The sequence below is a fragment of the Nonomuraea sp. NPDC004186 genome (genome assembly GCF_053603495.1).
On sequence record NZ_JBSGFQ010000070.1, the window covers coordinates 33116 to 50588 of the forward strand.

The window sequence follows — 17473 nt, forward strand, 5'->3', positions numbered from 1 at the left end:
GCTGTCTCTACCTTTGTGGGCCATGAGCTGGAGGTACCGGGCCAACACGACGTTGGAGGGCCTGACGGGATACACGTTGACGCGGCGGCCGCGGAAGCAGCCGCCGAAGCCGCCGCCACCGCCGCCGCTGGTGATGCAGCGGCTGCCCGGCGACGAGGTGCGGCCGCCCGCCGATCCCGCGCACGACCGGCTGCTGCGCGAGCCGGTCTTCCTGCTGTCGTCCGTACGGTCGGGGTCCACGCTCCTGCGGGTCATGCTGAACAGCCACTCCCAGGTGCATTCGCCCATCGAGACGCACTTCAGGCGGCTCACGGTCGGGCTCGGCACCGAGCCCGTACGGCAGGCCATGGAGGCGCTCGGCCACACCCACAGCGACATCGAGCACATCGTGTGGGACCGGCTGCTGCACCGCGAGCTGACCCGCAGCGGCAAGCCGGTGCTGGCGGAGAAGACGCCGAGCAACGTGTTCGCCTGGCGGCGCATCGCCACCTGCTGGCCCGACGCGCGCTTCCTCTTCCTGCTACGCCACCCCATGTCCATCGTGCAGTCCTGGCACGAGGCCGACCCGGAAAGGCGGCCCATGGAGGAGGCCGTGCCGCGCACGCTGAGCTACATGACGTACCTGGAGGAGGCCCGCACCCACCTCGACGGGCTGACCCTGCGCTACGAGGACCTGGTCGCCGACCCCGAGCGCGAGTTGCGGCGGCTCTGCCTCTTCCTGGGCGTGGAGTTCGAGCCGGCCATGCTCTCCTACGGCGACAAGGACCACGGCGGCTTCGTCAAGGGCATCGGCGACTGGCGCGACAAGATCCGCACCGGGACGGTCGTCGCGGGCCGCCCCCTGCCGTCGGTGGACGAGGTGCCCGACGAGCTGCGCGAGATCTGCCGCCTGTGGGGCTACACGCGGTGACGGAAGTTCAGCTGCGATTTGTCTCCTATTCGCCTTGGGCTCCGATAGGTTGCGGTTCGTGATCGACGGGCCCTCGCGCCGTACCCTGCTCGCCGGAAGTCTCGCCGGCTTCGCCCTGCCCGAACCCGCTCTCGCGGCAGCAGGCCTGCCTTCACGGCCCAACATCGTCGTGATCCTGGCCGACGACCTGGGCTGGGGCGAGATCGGCAGCCAGGGACAGCGCCTGATCAGCACCCCCAATCTGGACCGCCTGGCGGCCGAGGGCGTGCGCTTCGAGACGGCCTACTCCGGGGCGCCGCTCTGCGCGCCGTCGCGCTGCGCGCTGCTCACCGGGCTGCACGCGGGTCACGGCACCGTACGCGAGAACCCGGAGGGCGGGCCGCAGCGCTCGCTGACCGACGCCGACCTCACCTTCGCCGAGCTGCTGCGCCTGTCCGGCTACCGCACGGCCTGCTTCGGCAAGTGGGGCTTCGGCCCCGAGCTGCCGGGCCAGGCCTCGCACCCGAACGAGCGCGGCTTCGAGGAGTTCTTCGGCTACATCGGCCACGCCCACGCCCACCAGTACTTCCCCAAGTACCTGTGGCACAACGGCGCCAAGGTGCGCCTCGACGGCAGGCAGTACGCGCCGGACCTGTTCCGCGAGCGGGCGATCGAGTTCATCCGGCGCGGCGGCGACGACCCGTTCCTGCTCTACTTCCCCACCAACCTGCCGCACTCGCCGAGCGTCATCCCCGGCGACGCCGGGCGCTACGAGAACCGGCCGTGGAGCGGCCCGAACCGGCGGCACGCCGCGCAGGTGGCCCGGCTCGACGCCGACGTGGCCACGCTGGTGCGGGAGTTACGCGCGGCCGGTGTCGCGGAGCGCACGCTCGTGCTGTTCACCAGCGACAACGGGCCGCACAGCGAGAAGGGCGTGACGCCGGAGCTGTTCGACTCCAACGGGCCCTGGCGCGGGGACAAACGCGACGTCTATGAGGGCGGCATCCGCGTGCCGCTGATCGCCTGGTCGCCCGCGTTACGCCCGCGCGTGGTGAAACAGCCGGTGGCCTCGTGGGACGTGCTGCCGACACTCGCGGACCTGGCCGGCGTGCCGGTGCCCGCGCACCTCGACGGCCTGTCCTTCCGCGGCCTGCTCACCGGCGCCGGCGCCCCCAGGCACGACCACCTGGTGTGGAACCGGCCCCGCAAGGCCCAGGCGATCCGCCGCGGCCGGTGGAAGCTGGTCCGCTTCGCGCCGCACATCGCGGGCGCCGGGCCGGAGGGCCGGGTCGAGCTGTACGACCTGGCCACCGACCCGGGGGAACGCCGCGACCTGGCGGCGGAGCGGCTGGAGCTGGTGGACGAGCTGATGACCCTGCTGGACGACTCGATCGGCCCGGACCCGCGGATCCCGTACGGGCTGAAGACCGAGATCACCGGCGGCCAGGTCGTGGTGACGCTGTACAACGGCTCGTCGGTGCCCTGGCGCGAGGTCGAGCTGGGCCTGAACCGCGCGCGGGCCCGCACGATGCCGCGCGTGGACCCGGGAACGGCGATCTCGGTCGGCTTCGCGCTGCCCGGCGGGAGCGGGAAGCGGGTCACGGCCCGCGCCGAGTTCGACGCGGGCGGCCGCTCCCTCTCCTTCAGCAAAGCCGTCTATCAGGGCAGGCAGCCGACGTAGGCGAGGGCCTGCTTGAGCAGCACGCCCTGCCCGCCGGTCATCTCCTGCTGCACCGCCAGGGACGCGGCGTCCTCCGGGGTGAACCACTCCAGGTCCAGGGCGTCCTGCCGGGGCCGGCAGTCGCCCGCGACGGGGACGATGTAGGCCAGGGAGACGGCGTGCTGGCGGGGGTCGTGGTAGGGGGTGACGCCGGGCGTGGGGAAGTACTCGGCGACGGTGAACGGCTGAGGGGAGGCGGGGATGTGGGGGAGCGCCACGGGGCCGAGATCCTTCTCCAGATGACGCAGGAGCGCGTCGCGGATCCGCTCGTGGTGCAGCACCCGTCCCGAGACCAGCGCCCGGCTGACCGTGCCGTCTGACGCGATGCGCAGCAGCAGGCCGACGCGGGTGACCACGCCGGTGTCGTCGACCCGCACCGGCACGGCGTCGACGTAGAGGATGGGCAGCTGGCCCCGCACCGACTCGAGTTCGTCGCGCGAGAGCCATCCAGGCGTGGTTTCGGTCTTTTCGGTCATCTGCTGATCGTACGTCCCCGGATCAGGCCCTCGGGAGCGGTCCTGCCCGCCAGCCAGGAAGCCGCGCAGGTGACCAGGACGATGCCGAAGAACGGCAGGTAGGCGATGACTTTGCGGCTCATGCGAGCTTCCTCCGCTGCCACTGGACGGTGTACTTGGGGTCGTTCGCGGACTCCATCCCGGCGCGGAAGATCCCGAACCGGGTGCACGCGGAGCCCGCGAGCAGGGCCGCGCCCGCCGCCACGGCCGCGATCCTGCTGCGCCGGCCGACGGTCACCCCGGCCAGCGCGCCCGCCAGCGACAGCGCCTCGCCCGCGCGCAGCAGCGGGCTGCGCTTGAGCGGCTCGGCCAGCGGCCCCAGCCGCCGCTCCATCCGGGTGGCGGCCACGCATTCGACGGCCGCGCCCAGCATCGCCACCCGGCGGGCCGGACCCGCCTCCGACAGCGGCGCGGCCAGCATCCCGAGCCCGCCCGCCGCCGCGGCGGCCGAGCCGGCGAACAGGAACGGCATCTCGCGGAACCCCTCGTGCCAGGCGGGCACGGCGGTGTCACAGATCAGCGCGGCGGTGTAGGTGGCCACCGCGGGCCCCACCAGGCCCGCCCCGACCGTGGCGGCCCGGCCCAGCCTGGGCAGGCGCCCGGACAGGTCGGCGGCCCCGGCGCACACGGCCTGCGGCCCGTACGCCGTGAGGATCCACGTGCCGACGCTCATCGGCGAGGTCACCTTGAACACCCGCAGCATGTTGATGAACCGCTCGGGCCGCCCCAGGTCGTGGATCAGCGAGTAGAACGAGCCGCCCAGCGCGCACAGCGCGGCCACCCTGCCCACCCTGGCCAGGCGCGGCCTGCCGGTGAGCTCGGCGACGGCCGCCAGCGTGGACGACGCGCCGGCCAGGCCGCCCAGGAAGAGGTAGCCGGCGATGTCGTGCTCCTGCCACGTCGGCTCGTTGAGCACCGGCCGGCCGTAGTAGGAGTCGTAACCCTTCACCGGGCCCTTCTCTGGGCCCGCCTCCGGCGGCCTGCGCCGCTCGCCCGCGGAGCCCGGCGTGGCCTCGCGTTCGGTGCGCAGCTCGGCCGAGCCGTCCAGGCGCACGTCGGTCTGACTGGTCATCCCCGCCTCCTCCAGATCGGCAGCGCCGTCGCCGCCACGCCCGCCAGCAGGGCGAGCGCCGCGACCCCCGCGTGCCGCCACATCGACGGCAGGTCCCTCGTGGTCACCACGGGATCGGGCGGCAGGCCGTACACCTCGGGCTCGTCCAGCAGCAGGAAGAACGCCCCCATGCCGCCCACCCCGTCGCCCTGGTCGTGCCCGTACAGGCGGGCGGAGGCCGTCCCCGCCGCGCGCACCTGCTCGAGCCGGTGCTCGGCCCGCTCGCGCAGCTCGTCGAGGTCCCCGAACTGGATCGAGTCCGTCGGGCACGTCTTGGCGCACGCGGGCTCCTGCCCGTCGCCCAGCCGGTCGTAGCACATGGTGCACTTGGCGGCCACGCCGCTGCTCTCCCGCTTGCCGATCACCCCGAACGGGCAGGCGGGCACGCAGTAGCCGCACCCGTTGCAGATGTCCTGCTGCACCACGACCGTGCCGAACTCGGTGCGGAACAGCGAGCCCGTCGGGCACACGTCCAGGCAGGCCGCCTCCGTGCAGTGCTTGCACACGTCGGAGGCCATCAGCCAGCGGAAGTCCATGTCGCCGACCCCGGGCTCCTGGTTACCGAGCGGCCGGCGCTGCTCGACGAACGCGACGTGCCGCCAGGTGTCGGAGCCCAGGGTCACGGTGTTGTCGTAGGACATGCCGGTGAAGGCCAGACCGTCCTCGGGGACGGCGTTCCACTCCTTGCAGGCCACCTCGCACGCCTTGCAGCCGATGCAGATGCTGGTGTCGGTGAAGAACCCCACGCGGCCCATCACGCCTCCGTCCCCGTGCCGGCGCCGATGCCCGCGCGTTCCTGATAGGACCTGACCAGCTCCGGCAGCGCCGGCCCGCGCGGCCGCCGCCCGGGCCGGATGTCGGCCGCCAGGGCCTTGACCTCCTGGATGTGGGAGTTGGGGTCCAGTGAGATCGCCGACAGCTCGTTGGCCGCGTCGCCCCTGGCCAGGCCGTTGGGCCCGTAGTGGAACGGCAGCCCGATCTGGTGCAGCACCTTCCCGTCCAGGTGCAGCGACGGCATCCGGTCGGTGACCATGACCCTGGCCTCGATGGCGTTGCGCGCCGTGACGATCGTGGCCCAGTCGCCGTGCACGAGCCCGCGCTCGGCGGCCAGCTCCGGCGACACCTCGCAGAACATCTCCGGCTGCAGCTCCGCCAGGTACGGCGTGTGCCGGCTCATCCCGCCCGCCGTGAAGTGCTCGGTCAGCCGGTACGTCGTCACCACGTACGGGTAGACCGACGCGCCCGGCTCGTCGCCGCTCGGCTGGTAGCGGTTGTCCTCGTGCGGGTAGACCTTGCGCGCCGGGTTGCGCTGGTGGCCGTAGAGCGGGTTGGCCACCGGCGAGTCCTGGGGCTCGTAGTGCGTCGGCAGCGGCCCGTCCACCACCCCCGACGGGGCGAACAACCAGCCCTTCCCGTCGGCCTGCATGACGAACGGATCGGTCCCGGACAGCGCCGCCACACCCTGGGCGTCCTCCGAGGGCCGGAAGCCGGGGTCCTTGTCCACGTCGATGTCCGGCACGTCGAACCCGGTCCACCGGCCCGCGTCCGCGTCCCACCAGACGAGCTTCTTGCGCTCGCTCCACGGGCTGCCGTCCGGCCTGGCCGAGGCCCGGTTGTAGAGGATCCGCCGGTTCGCCGGCCAGGCCCACCCCCATTCGGCGGCGATCCAGTCCTGCTCGGTGTGCGGCTTGCGGCGGGCGGCCCGGTTGACGCCGCCGGCGTGCACGCCGCAGTAGATCCAGCAGCCGCACGCCGTGGAGCCGTCGTCCTTGAGCTCGCCGGCCCCGGACAGAGGCCGCCGATCGGGCCCCCAGCCGTTGATCTCCGCCAGCACGGCCTCCGCGGACGGCTCCGACAGCTCGCCCACGAGCGGGTAGTCCCAGGTGAGCTCGAGCACCGGCGCGTCCATCGGATCGGCCGAGCCCGCCAGCTTCTCCCGGATGATCCGCCCCAGGTGGTACATGAACCACAGGTCGCTGCGCGCGTCACCGCCCGGCTCGACCGCCTGGTGGTGCCACTGGAGCAGCCGGTTGGTGTTGGTGAAGCTGCCGCTCTTCTCGGTGTGCGACGCCGCGGGGAAGAAGAACACCTCGGTGCCGATGTCCTCGGTGATCAGCTCGCCCGTCTCGATCTCCGGGCCGTCCTTCCACCAGGTGGCGCTCTCGATCAGATTGAAGTCGCGGACCACCAGCCAGTCGAGGTTCGCCATGCCCAGGCGCTGCATCCGGGTGTTGGCCGAGCCGACCGCGGGGTTCTCGCCGAGCAGGAAGTAGCCCTTGCAGACGCCGTCGAGCTGCGCCAGCACGGTGTCGTACGTGCTGTGCGACCCGGTCAGCCTGGGCAGGTAGCCGAACCTGAAGTCGTTGCCCGGCTGGGCCGACTCGCCCCACCACGCCTTGAGCAGGCTGATCAGGTACGCGGACATGTTCGCCCAGCAGCCCTTGTGCGGCGAGTCGGCCCGCAGGAACTTGCGCAGGCTCAGATCCTCGTGCGCGTGCGGCATCGGGATGTAACCAGGCAGCAGGTTGAACAGCGTGGGCACGTCGCTGGAGCCCTGGATGCTGGCGTGCCCGCGCAGCGCCTGGATGCCGCCGCCGGGCCGGCCCAGGTTGCCCAGCAGCAGCTGCAGGATGCTCGCCGCCCTGATGAACTGCGCGCCGTCGCTGTGCTGCGTCCAGCCCACCGCGTAGACGAACTCGGCGGTCTTGTCCGGGCCGGAGTTGTCCGTCAGATGGCGGCACACCCGCTGGAACAGCTCGGGCGGCACCCCGCACACCCGCTGCACCATCTCCGGGGTGTAGCGGGCGAAGTGGCGGCGCAGCACCTGCATGACGCAGCGCGGGTGGCTCAGCGTCTCGTCGCGCTGCGGCGTCCCGTCCATCGGCAGGCCGGTGGCGCCGAGCATCTCGGAGTGGCCCGGCGGCAGCTTGCCCACCCGCCGCTCGTAGTCCACGTCCCGCGCGCCGGAGGCCGGGGAGACCGTCATCCCCTCGTACTGCCAGGTCTCGTCGTCGTAGACGCGGGTCTCCGGGTCGAAGCCGGAGAACACGCCGTCGAGGTCCTCGGCGTCGCGGTAGTCCTCCCGCAGGATGGTGGCCGCGTTGGTGTAGTTGACCACGTACTCGTGGAAGTACAGGTCGTTGTCCAGCACGTGGTTGATGATCCCGCCGAGGAAGGCCACGTCGGAGCCCGCGCGGATGGGCACGTGCAGGTCGGCCAGCGCGCTCGTGCGCGTGAAGCGCGGATCGATGTGGATGATCACCGCGCCGCGCGCCTTGGCCTCCATCACCCACTGGAAGCCGACCGGATGCGCCTCGGCGAAATTGGAGCCCTGGATGACCACGCAGTCGGAGTGCTGCAGGTCCTGCATGAACGTGGTGGCCCCGCCCCGGCCGAACGACGTGCCGAGCCCGACCACGCTGGAGCTGTGGCAGACGCGGGCCTGGTTCTCGATCTGCACCACGCCGAGCGCCGTCAGCAGCTTCTTGATGAGGTAGTTCTCCTCGTTGTCCAGCGTCGCGCCGCCCAGGCTGGCGATGCCCAGGGTCCTGGCGGTGCGCTTGCCGTCCCGCTCCCACTCCCAGGTCTCGCGCCTGGTGGCGATGACCCGGTCGGCCACCATGTCCATGGCCGTGTCGAGGTCGATCTCCTGCCAGTCGGCCCCGCCCGGCGGGCGGTAGAGCGCCTTGTGCCGGCGGCCGGACGCGGTGGTGAGCTGGAGGCTGGCCGCGCCCTTGGGGCACAGCCGGCCGCGGCTGATGGGGGAGTCGGGGTCGCCCTCGATCTGGACGACCCGTTCATCCCGTACGTACACGTTCTGGGCGCAGCCCACCGCGCAGTACGGGCAGATCGACTTGACCACCCGGTCGGCCGTGGCCGTGCGGGCGCGCAGCGCCGCCGTCCTGGCCGACTTCACCGCCGCTCCCCGCCCGCTGCGGTCCTCGCCGGTCAGCTGCCGCAGCAGCGGCCAACGCATGTCCATGACGCCCCCCGAAACCCCTGGCCGGGTTTCTGCCCTGCTCCCGGGAGGCGAAAACCCGCAGGTCGAAGGGGGTCAGGCGAGGCGCGCGGCGGCCTTCTCCCACGCCTGGGGATCGCCGGAGGGCTCGTAGCGGCGCAGCGGCTGGGAGGCGGCGACCAGCGAGCGCATCTCCGCCAGGTCCGAGACGAGCCCCGCCGAGCGCGCCTGCACGAGCACGTTGCCGAGCGCGGTCGCCTCCGCGGGCCCGGCCACCACCGGCAGCCCGCAGGCGTCCGCGGTGAGCTGACACAGCAGCTCGTTACGCGAGCCGCCGCCCACCAGGTGGACGACCTCGACGTCGCGCCCGGACAGCTCCATCGCCTGCCGCACGGCCAGCCGGTGCCCGAGCGCCAGGCTCTCCAGCACGCACCGCACGTACGCGGCCGGGGACGACGGCGGCGCCTGCCCCGTGCGGCGGCACTCGGCGGCGATCCTGGCCGGCATGTCGCCCGGCGGCAGGAACCCCGGCTCGTCCGGGTTGACCACGGCCGCGAACGGCCGCTCGCCCGCCGCCGCCTTCAGCAGCTCGCGCAGGTCGGAGCCCGGCCAGGCGCGCAGGCACTCCTGCAGCAGCCACAGCCCCATGACGTTGCGCAGGTAGCGGACGGTGCCGTCGATGCCGGCCTCGTTGGTGAAGTTCGCGGCCCGGCTCTCGGGCGTCAGGACGGGCTCCGGCAGCTCCACCCCGGCCAGCGACCACGTGCCGCACGAGATGTAGGCGAAAGCCGGACCGGAGGCGGGCACGGCGGCCACGGCCGAGGCCGTGTCGTGCGAGCCGACCGCCGTGACGGGCGCCGACCAGCCGACCACGTCGGCCACGTGCCGGCGCAGCTTTCCGACCGCCTCGCCGGGCTGGCGCAACGGCGGGAACAGCCCGGCCGGCAGCCCGAGCTGCTCGATCAGGGGGAACGCCCACGACCTGGTGCGCACGTCGAGGAGCCCGGTCGTCGAGGCGTTGGTCACCTCCGCGCCCACCTCGCCGGTGAGCCAGTAGCCGATCAGGTCGGGGATCAGCAGCATCGTCACGGCCCCGTCGAGCCGGTCGGCCAGCAGCTGGTAGATCGTGTTGAACGGCAGCACCTGCAGCCCGGACACGTCGTACAGCGTCTCCGCCCCGACCGACCCGGCCACCCGCTCGGCCACCCCTCGCGTGCGGTCGTCGCGGTAGTGCACCGGGTTGCCCATCAGCCGGTACGACTCGTCGAGCAGCCCGTAGTCGACCGCCCACGAGTCCACGCCGATGGACGACACCGGGCCCGCGTCGCGCAGGCCGTCGAGGATCTCCGAGTAGAGGCCGGTGATGTCCCAGTGGAGGCGGCCCGCCTCGGTCACCGGCTCGTTGGGGAAGCGGCGGACCTCGGTCAGCTCCAGGCCGTCGGAGAGGTCGGCCAGCATCACCCGGCCGCTGGAGGCCCCGAGGTCGACGGCGGCGAAACGGCGGCTCATTGTGTGGACTCCCTGGCGACGAGCTCGGGCTGGAACATGATGTGCTGGTGCGCGTGCGTCTCCGGGTTGTCGCACTCGTCCAGCAGCAGCTCGGTGGCGATCCGGCCGAGCTGGTAGGTCGGCTGCCGCATCGAGCTGAGCGAGACGGTGGAGGCGGCGGCGAAGTCGATGTCGTCGTAGCCCATCAGCGCCACGTCCTCCGGCACCCGCACGCCCGACCGCAGCAGCGCGCGCAGCACGCCGAGCGCGAGCAGGTCGTTGGCGCAGAACACGGCCTCGGGCAGGCCGTTCTCGATCAGGTCGGCGGCCGCCTTCTCGCCCGCGCGGGCCGTCATCGTCGCGGTCTCGGCCACCTTCAGGTCGCCGGGGTCGAGCCCGGCGCCCCGCATCGCGGCCTTGGCGCCCTCCCAGCGCTCCACGCACTGCCTGATCGTCATCGGGCCCGTCACGTAGGCGACGGTGCGCGCGCCCTTGGCCAGCAGGTGGGTGACCGCGGCCCGGCCGCCCGCGACGTCGTCCACGGCCACCGCGCACTGGTCGGGCCGGTGCGCCGGGTGGTCGACCAGGACGACGCTGATGCCGCGCTCGCGCAGCCGGTCGAGCCGGCCCGGGTCCTCGCCGGAGGGGGTGATCAGCACGCCGCGCACCCGGTGCTCGGCCAGCACCCGCAGGTTGCGCTCCTCCTTGTCCTGCGAGCCCGCCGAGTTGCCCAGGATGACCGCGTAGCCGAGCTCGCTGGCCACGTCCTCGACCCCGGCCGCGACCTCGGTGAAGAACGGGTTGCCGATGTCGATCACGCTCAGGCCGATCGTCCTGCTGTGCCCGGCGCGCAGTGTCGAGGCCGAGCCGTGCCGGACGAACCCCAGCTCGCTGATCGCCGCCTCCACCCGCTCCCGGGTGGCGGGCGCGACTTTTCCGGGCCGGTTCAGTACGTTGGAGACCGTGCCCGGGGAGACGCCGGCGTGTGCGGCGACGTCCTTGATGCTGACCATGGCCATGGGGACCAATTAAAACGTACTAACGACTGGGGCGCCAGTCGCGGTACCGGTGGAGCGGTGTTTCCGGGTCTGGAGTGGGCGGAGTTGTCCGGGTGTCGAGTAAAACGTTTGTATCGCGATGCGCACGGAGACCGCTTTCCCCGCTTTTCATAACGTTAAGATAACCCCCGTGTCACGGGTCGCGCCTGGATTCGGCGGGCCTGCCTGCGCAATCACCCCTGTTGATCAGCGGGAACCCGCCCGGGGTGGCGAGCCGGGCCTTGTGCGACGCGCGCGAGGAACGTTTTAATCCCCCGTAAACGCTGACGTAACACGCTGTGAGCGCTAACAGACTTGCGAAAGGCAGGTTTCATGCCGGACGTCATCGCCTATGGCGGGGACTGGAATCCAGAGCAGTGGCCCGAGGAGACGTGGGAGCAGGACGTCGCGCTGATGCGTGCGGCCGGCGTCAACCGGGTCAGCGTCGGCATCTTCTCCTGGTCGCTGCTGGAGCCGGCCGAGGGAGTCTTCGACTTCGGCTGGTTCGACCGCGTGATGGACCTGCTGGCCACGAACGGGATCAAGGCCAACCTCTCCACGCCGACCGCCGCGCCGCCGCCCTGGTTCGGGGACACCTACCCGGAGGCGCTGCCGGTGGACGCCGACGGGCGTCGGCTGACCTACGGCAGCAGGCAGGGCTTCTGCCCCAGCTCGCCGATCTACCGCGAGAAGGCGCTTCGCATCGCCGAGCAGCTGGCCACGCGCTACCGGGACCACGAGGCGCTGGCCCTGTGGCACGTGCACAACGAGTACGGCTGCCACAACGCGCGCTGCTTCTGCGACACCTCGGCGGCGGCCTTCCGCGCCTGGCTGCGCTCGCACTACGCCTCGCTCGACGCGCTCAACGACGCCTGGGGCACCGCCTTCTGGTCCCAGCGCTACGGCGACTGGGCCCAGATCCTGCCGCCGCGCGCCACCCCCACCTTCCCCAACCCCGGCCAGCAGCTCGACTTCCGCCGCTTCAGCTCCGACGCGCTCATCGAGCTCTACACCGCCGAGCGCGACCTGCTCAGGAAGATCACGCCGGACGTGCCCGCGACCACCAACCTGATGGCGGGCGCGCACTGGGACATGGACTGCTGGGCCTTCGCCGCCGAGATGGACGTGGTCTCCACCGACCACTACCTGATCGGCGCCCGCGCGGAGCCGCACATCGACCTGGCCTTCGCCGCCGACTACGCCCGCTCGCTCAACGGCGGCCGGCCCTGGCTGCTGATGGAGCACTCGACCAGCGCCGTCAACTGGCAGCCGCGCAACCGCGCCAAGGCCCCCGGCGAGCTGCGCCGCAACTCCCTGACCCACCTGGCCAGGGGCGCGGACGGGATCATGTACTTCCAGTGGCGGGCCTCCCGCGCCGGCGCCGAGAAGTGGCACTCGGCGATGCTGCCGCACGCGGGCACCGACACCAAGATCTGGCGGGAGGTGACCGCGCTCGGCGCCGAGCTGGCCGGGCTCGCCGACGTGGCGGGCAGCACCGTCAGCGCCGACGTCGCGATCCTCCTCGACCACTCCAGCGTCTGGGCCCAGGACCACCCGGCCCAGCCCTCCGTGGACATGGACCCGGTGGAGGAGGCCAAGCGCTGGCACGCCGCGCTCTGGCGGGCCGGCGTCACCTGCGACCTGGCCCACCCCGAGGGCGACCTGACCGGCTACCGCCTGGTGCTGGTCCCCGCGCTCTACCTGGTGAGCGACGCGGGGGCGGCCAACCTGGCGCGGTTCGTGGAGCGGGGCGGGGTCGCGCTCGTGGGCCCGTACAGCGGGATCGTGGACGAGCACGACCGGGTGCGGCTCGGCGGCTACCCCGGGGCGTGGCGCGACCTGCTCGGGGTGAGCGTGGAGGAGTTCTTCCCCCTCGACGGGCCGATCGCGCTGACCTCGGGCGCGTCGGGGACCGCCTGGAGCGAGGTGGCGCACGCCGCCGGCGCGAAGGTCCTCGACACGTACGCCACCGGAGAGCCCGCCTGGACCCGCAACGAGTGGGGTGACGGGTTCGCGCACTACCTCACGACCAGACTCGACGACGACGGCCTGGCCGAGGTCATCGCCGCCGTCGCGACGGAGGCGGGCGTCGAACCCGTCGCGGCCGCCCCCGCCGGGGTCGAGGTCGTACGACGCTCGCACGCGGACGGCCGCTCCTACCTGTTCGCCGTCAACCACACGGGCGAGGATGCCGTCGTGACCCCGCCCGGCGGCGACCCGGTCACGGTGGCGGCCGGCGACGTCCGCGTGATCTCCGCCTGACGGCGGGGCGCCCGCGGGCGTTCCGCCATATGGCTCTGGAAAGCGCTTCCCCTCAGGGAGCGGCGCCACCGACCAACCCCCCTGAGGGGCGCGTGCGAGCGCGCCCCTCCCCGCCTGGAGGTGTACCTGTGTCCGAGCAGATCTCACGCCGCGACGCCCTGAAGGGGTTAGCCGTCGCCGGAGCAGCCGTCCCGCTGGCCTCGGCGCTGGAGTCCCCCGCGCTGGCCGCGCTGGCCGTCCCCGACGTCCCCCTGCGCTGGCTGGAGGACAGGCCCGCCGAGGCGCCCGGCACCACCTGGGGCGTCCCGTGGCCGAAGGGCGCCGTGGCCAAGGAGCAGGCGTTCGCGCTCACCGCGGCCGACGGCGCCGCCGTGCCGGTGCAGACGTGGCCGCTGGCGTACTGGCCGGACGGGTCCCTGAAGTGGACGGCCCACGCGGTCGGCCCCGCGACGCCCGCGGCCGAGACGTACACGCTGCGGCCCGGCACCGCCGCCGCCCCCGCCAAGCCGGTCACCGTCAAGGACGAGAAGCAGTACGTGGACGTGGACACCGGCGTGATCCGCGCCCGCGTCCGCAAGAGCGGCAGCGAGCTGATCAGCCAGATCTGGCGCGGCGAGACCGAGATCGCCCGCAAGGGGCAGCTCGTCAACCTCCGCCAGGGCAAGATCGACGACGATGACGACCGTACGGTCGAGGTCGACTCCTACCTGAGCGACATCTCGAAGGTGGAGGTCGAGCAGTCCGGCCCGGTGCGCGCGGTCGTCCGGATCGAGGGCCGCCACACCTCCAAGAAGGGCCGTTCGTGGCTGCCGTTCACGATCCGGCTCTACTTCTACGCGGGCGCGGAGAGCGTGCGGATGACGCACACGTTCGTGTTCGACCGCGACGGGCAGCACGACTTCGTCGCCGGGCTCGGCGTGCGCTTCCGCGTCCCGATGCGGGACGAGCCGTACAACCGGCACATCCGGTTCGTCGGCGACGGGCACGGCCTGCTCACCGAGGCCGTCAAGGGCATCACGGGCCTGCGCCGCGACCCCGGCGCGGCCGTGCGGAAGGCGCAGGTGGAGGGCCGGCGGCTGCCGGACATCGCCACCTGGGACACGCGGGTCAGCAGCCGCGTCCAGCTCATCCCCGACTGGGGCGACTACTCCCTCGCCCAGCTGTCCTCCGAGGGCTTCACGCTCAAGAAGCGCACCAAGAAGGGGTACGGCTGGGTCGCCGTCGACCAGGGCCGGCGGGCCTCCGGGCTCGGGTACGTGGGCGGGACGAGCGGCGGGTTCGCGTTCGGCCTGCGGGACTTCTGGCAGCGGCATCCCACCCAGCTCGACATCCGCGGGGCCGCGTCGGAGGAGGCCGAGGTCACCGTCTGGCTCTGGTCGCCGGAGGCCGGGCCGATGGACACCCGCTTCTACCACGACGGCATGGGCCAGGACACCTACCCGGAGCAGATCGAGGGCCTCAACATCACGTACGAGGACTACGAGCCCGGCTTCGGCACGCCGCTCGGGATCGCGCGTACGAGCGAGCTGACCTTCTGGGCGCTGGCCGCCACCCCGGACGCCGCCCGGTTCGGGGCGATGGCCGACGCCGTCCGGACGCCGCCGCTGATCGTCGCGCCGCCCGCGCACCTGGCCTCCGCCAAGGTCTTCGGCGGCCTGTTCAGCCCCGTCGACCGGTCGACGCCCGGCAGGAAGACCATCGAGGACCGCCTCGACTTCCTCTTCGACTACTACCGCAAGCAGGTCGAGCAGCGGCACTGGTACGGGTTCTGGGACTACGGCGACATCATGCACACGTTCGACGAGGACCGGCACGTGTGGCGCTACGACGTCGGCGGTTACGCCTGGGACAACTCGGAGCTCTCGCCCGACCTGTGGCTCTGGTACGCGTACCTGCGCTCGGGGCGCGCCGACGTGTTCCGCTTCGCCGAGGCGATGACCCGGCACACCGGCGAGGTGGACGTCTACCACCTCGGGCCCTGGGCCGGGCTCGGCAGCCGGCACAACGTGCAGCACTGGGGGTGCAGCGCCAAGCAGCAGCGCATCTCGACCGCGGTCTACCGGCGCATCTTCTACTTCCTGACCGCCGACGAGCGCACCGGCGACCTCATGCGGGCCCTGGTGGACTCCGACAAGACGTTCCTGGCCATCGACCCGCTCCGCAAGATCCGCACGGAGCCGTACACGCCGGATCCGTCGGCCCTCGCGATCGGGCTGGGCACCGACTGGAGCGGCCTGGCCGCCGCCTGGCTGACCGAATGGGAACGCGGCGGGGACCCGGTGGCCGAGAAGAAGCTCAAGGCCACCATGCGCACCATCGCCGCCATGCCCAACGGCTTCGTCACCGGCGAGGGCCTCTACAACCTCAGCACCGGCGAGTTCGCCCCGGCCGCGCGCAAGGTCGCGGTGTCCCATCTGTCGGCCATGTTCGGCCAGGTCGAGATCTGCGCCGAGCTCATCGACCTGGTGGACATGCCGGACTTCGAGCGGGCCTGGCTCCAGTACTGCCGCCTGTTCAACGCCACCAAGGCCGAGCAGGCCGCCGAGACGGGCGCGAACTTCGGCAACCTCATCCTCAAGCAGGGGCACTCCCGGCTCACGGCGTACGCGTCGGTCCGGCTCCGGCGCGACGACCTCGCCGCCCGGGCGTGGACGGAGTTCGCCACGGGGGACGGCTACGCGCCGGACCTGCCGTGGAAGTCGGAGAAGGTCACGACGACCCTCAACCCGACGGACGAGGCGGCCTGGGTCTCCACCAACACCACGGCATTGTACGGTCTGGCGGCCATCCAGAACCTGGCCCTCGTCGGCGACAAACTCCCCACCTGACCACGCCACGCCGCCCGGTGGTTCGCTGCCGGGCGGCGGGCGGGGCCGGGGATTAAAACGTGTCAGTGTAGCTGCGCGATCACCCCGCGGGTTCCGTGGGTGGGAGCGCATTGACAGCGAGCACCAGGAATCATAGTTTCCTGCACGAAGGATTAAAACGTTTTGAAGGGAGTGTCAGTGCAACGCGTCTGCTTCCTGCTGAAAGTCCGCCCAGAGCGGCTGGCGGAGTACCGCGAACGCCACCGAGACGTCTGGCCGGAGATGCGAGAGGCGCTCGCGCGTACCGGCTGGCACAACTACTCGCTCTTCCTCAAAGACGACGGCCTCCTCGTGGGCTACCTGGAGACCGAGGACTTCGAGGCGGCCAGGAAGGCCATGGCCGAGACCGAGGTCAACGCCCGCTGGCAGGCCGAGATGGCGCCGTTCTTCGAGAGCCTCGACGGGCGGCCCGACGAGGGCATGCACCCGCTGGACGAAGTGTTCCACCTGGATTGATCGGGGAGTAATGACTGACATCAAGGCCGCGCTGCGGGCGCAGCACATCGAGACGCCGTCCTGGGCCTACGGCAACAGCGGCACGCGGTTCAAGGTGTTCGCACAGAAGGGGGTGCCGCGCGACCCGTACGAGAAGCTCGCCGACGCCGCCCAGGTGCACGCCTACACCGGGATCGCCCCCACGGTCGCCCTGCACATCCCGTGGGACAAGGTGGACGACTACGCCGACCTGGCCAGGCACGCCCGCGAGCTGGGCGTGGGCATCGGAGCCATCAACTCCAACGTCTTCCAGGACGACGACTACATGCTGGGCAGCGTCACCAACCCGGACGCGCGGGTGCGCCGCAAGGCCACCGACCACCTGCTCGAGTGCGTGGACATCATGGACGCCACCGGCTCCGACACGCTCAAGCTGTGGTTCTCGGACGGCATCAACTACCCGGGCCAGGACGACATCAGGGCCCGCCAGGACCGCCTGGCCGAGTCCCTGGCGCAGGTGTACGACCGGCTCGGCGAGGGCCAGCGCTTCCTGCTGGAGTACAAGCTCTTCGAGCCCGCCTTCTACGCCACCGACGTGCCCGACTGGGGCACCGCGTACGCCCACTGCGTCAAGCTCGGCCCCAAGGCGCAGGTCGTGGTGGACACCGGCCACCACGCGCCGGGCACCAACATCGAGTTCATCGTGGCGTTCCTGCTGCGCGAGGGCAAGCTCGGCGGGTTCGACTTCAACTCGCGCTTCTACGCCGACGACGACCTGATGGTGGGGGCGGCGGACCCGTTCCAGCTGTTCCGCATCATGTTCGAGGTGGTCCGCGGCGGCGGGCTCGACCCCGAGGCCGGCGTGGCGTTCATGCTCGACCAGTGCCACAACATCGAGCCCAAGATCCCGGGTCAGATCCGCTCGGTCATGAACGTCCAGGAGGCCACCGCCAAGGCGCTGCTGGTGGACCGGGAGGCGCTGGCCGCCGCCCAGTCCGAGGGCGACGTGCTGGGCGCGAACGCCGTGTTCATGGACGCCTACAACACCGACGTGCGGCCGCTGCTCGCCGAGCTGCGGGAGGAGTCGGGGCTGGCGCCCGACCCGATGACCGCGTACGCCAAGTCCGGATATTTCGAGAAGATCGCCACCGAGCGTGTCGGCGGCAACCAGGCCGGCTGGGGGGCCTGACC

General features: G+C 71.9%; 13 protein-coding genes. 6 read left to right on the top strand and 7 right to left on the bottom strand.

What is annotated here, in order from left to right:
* The first annotated feature begins 22 nt into the window (after positions 1 to 22).
* Entirely contained in the window at positions 23 to 910 is an 888-nt protein-coding gene (locus ACWEPL_RS41870; RefSeq protein WP_397370975.1) for a sulfotransferase family protein, read from the top strand.
* A 58-nt stretch (positions 911 to 968) separates the two neighbouring features.
* The gene (locus ACWEPL_RS41875) at positions 969 to 2570 is read left to right on the top strand and encodes an arylsulfatase (RefSeq protein WP_452439463.1); all 1602 of its coding nucleotides are present in this window, start codon (positions 969 to 971) and stop codon (positions 2568 to 2570) included.
* Here the strand turns inward: ACWEPL_RS41875 and ACWEPL_RS41880 are convergent.
* The 7 genes from ACWEPL_RS41880 to ACWEPL_RS41910 all read right to left on the bottom strand — a co-directional run bounded on the left by ACWEPL_RS41880 (position 2549) and on the right by ACWEPL_RS41910 (position 10700).
* Entirely contained in the window at positions 2549 to 3085 is a 537-nt protein-coding gene (locus tag ACWEPL_RS41880) for an NUDIX hydrolase family protein (RefSeq protein ID WP_363972024.1), read from the bottom strand. The genes ACWEPL_RS41875 and ACWEPL_RS41880 overlap by 22 nt on opposite strands.
* On the bottom strand, positions 3082 to 3207 hold the full coding sequence (locus tag ACWEPL_RS41885) for a hypothetical protein (protein ID WP_355198530.1): 126 nt from the start codon (positions 3205 to 3207) through the stop codon (positions 3082 to 3084). Before ACWEPL_RS41885 ends, ACWEPL_RS41880 begins: the two co-directional genes overlap by 4 nt.
* Positions 3204 to 4196, bottom strand: coding sequence for an NrfD/PsrC family molybdoenzyme membrane anchor subunit (gene nrfD / locus ACWEPL_RS41890; RefSeq protein WP_452439464.1), 993 nt, complete (start codon positions 4194 to 4196; stop codon positions 3204 to 3206). Before nrfD ends, ACWEPL_RS41885 begins: the two co-directional genes overlap by 4 nt.
* A complete protein-coding gene (locus tag ACWEPL_RS41895) occupies positions 4193 to 4990 on the bottom strand; it encodes a 4Fe-4S dicluster domain-containing protein (RefSeq protein WP_363972020.1) in 798 nt (265 codons plus the stop codon). Before ACWEPL_RS41895 ends, nrfD begins: the two co-directional genes overlap by 4 nt.
* Positions 4990 to 8217, bottom strand: coding sequence for a formate dehydrogenase (gene fdh / locus ACWEPL_RS41900; protein WP_452439465.1), 3228 nt, complete (start codon positions 8215 to 8217; stop codon positions 4990 to 4992). Before fdh ends, ACWEPL_RS41895 begins: the two co-directional genes overlap by 1 nt.
* 72 nt (positions 8218 to 8289) lie before the next feature.
* Positions 8290 to 9702, bottom strand: a complete 1413-nt coding sequence (locus tag ACWEPL_RS41905) for a rhamnulokinase (protein WP_452439466.1) — start codon at positions 9700 to 9702, stop codon at positions 8290 to 8292.
* Positions 9699 to 10700, bottom strand: a complete 1002-nt coding sequence (locus ACWEPL_RS41910; RefSeq protein WP_350727232.1) for a LacI family DNA-binding transcriptional regulator — start codon at positions 10698 to 10700, stop codon at positions 9699 to 9701. The genes ACWEPL_RS41905 and ACWEPL_RS41910 overlap by 4 nt, the downstream gene beginning before the upstream one ends.
* A gap of 351 nt (positions 10701 to 11051) precedes the next feature.
* Between ACWEPL_RS41910 and ACWEPL_RS41915 the strand changes: the two genes are divergently transcribed.
* The 4 genes from ACWEPL_RS41915 to rhaI all read left to right on the top strand — a co-directional run bounded on the left by ACWEPL_RS41915 (position 11052) and on the right by rhaI (position 17471).
* Positions 11052 to 12980: a beta-galactosidase gene (locus ACWEPL_RS41915; RefSeq protein ID WP_363972014.1), complete on the top strand. Its 1929-nt coding sequence runs from the start codon at positions 11052 to 11054 to the stop codon at positions 12978 to 12980.
* A 128-nt stretch (positions 12981 to 13108) separates the two neighbouring features.
* Positions 13109 to 15808, top strand: a complete 2700-nt coding sequence (locus ACWEPL_RS41920; RefSeq protein WP_452439467.1) for an exo-rhamnogalacturonan lyase family protein — start codon at positions 13109 to 13111, stop codon at positions 15806 to 15808.
* Between the two features lie 177 nt (positions 15809 to 15985).
* Positions 15986 to 16303, top strand: a complete 318-nt coding sequence (locus ACWEPL_RS41925; RefSeq protein ID WP_185077046.1) for an L-rhamnose mutarotase — start codon at positions 15986 to 15988, stop codon at positions 16301 to 16303.
* Positions 16304 to 16313: 10 nt separating this feature from the next.
* Positions 16314 to 17471: an L-rhamnose isomerase gene (gene rhaI, locus ACWEPL_RS41930; RefSeq protein ID WP_363972008.1), complete on the top strand. Its 1158-nt coding sequence runs from the start codon at positions 16314 to 16316 to the stop codon at positions 17469 to 17471.
* The last annotated feature ends 2 nt before the right edge of the window (positions 17472 to 17473 follow it).

Coding starts and splice junctions, on each gene's coding strand:
- ACWEPL_RS41870 (WP_397370975.1), top strand. CDS start 23: ATGAGCTGGAGGTACCGGGCCAACACGACGTTGGAGGGCCTGACGGGA.
- ACWEPL_RS41880 (WP_363972024.1), bottom strand. CDS start 3,085: ATGACCGAAAAGACCGAAACCACGCCTGGATGGCTCTCGCGCGACGAA.
- ACWEPL_RS41885 (WP_355198530.1), bottom strand. CDS start 3,207: ATGAGCCGCAAAGTCATCGCCTACCTGCCGTTCTTCGGCATCGTCCTG.
- nrfD (WP_452439464.1), bottom strand. CDS start 4,196: ATGACCAGTCAGACCGACGTGCGCCTGGACGGCTCGGCCGAGCTGCGC.
- ACWEPL_RS41895 (WP_363972020.1), bottom strand. CDS start 4,990: ATGGGCCGCGTGGGGTTCTTCACCGACACCAGCATCTGCATCGGCTGC.
- fdh (WP_452439465.1), bottom strand. CDS start 8,217: ATGGACATGCGTTGGCCGCTGCTGCGGCAGCTGACCGGCGAGGACCGC.
- ACWEPL_RS41905 (WP_452439466.1), bottom strand. CDS start 9,702: ATGAGCCGCCGTTTCGCCGCCGTCGACCTCGGGGCCTCCAGCGGCCGG.
- ACWEPL_RS41910 (WP_350727232.1), bottom strand. CDS start 10,700: ATGGCCATGGTCAGCATCAAGGACGTCGCCGCACACGCCGGCGTCTCC.
- ACWEPL_RS41915 (WP_363972014.1), top strand. CDS start 11,052: ATGCCGGACGTCATCGCCTATGGCGGGGACTGGAATCCAGAGCAGTGG.
- rhaI (WP_363972008.1), top strand. CDS start 16,314: ATGACTGACATCAAGGCCGCGCTGCGGGCGCAGCACATCGAGACGCCG.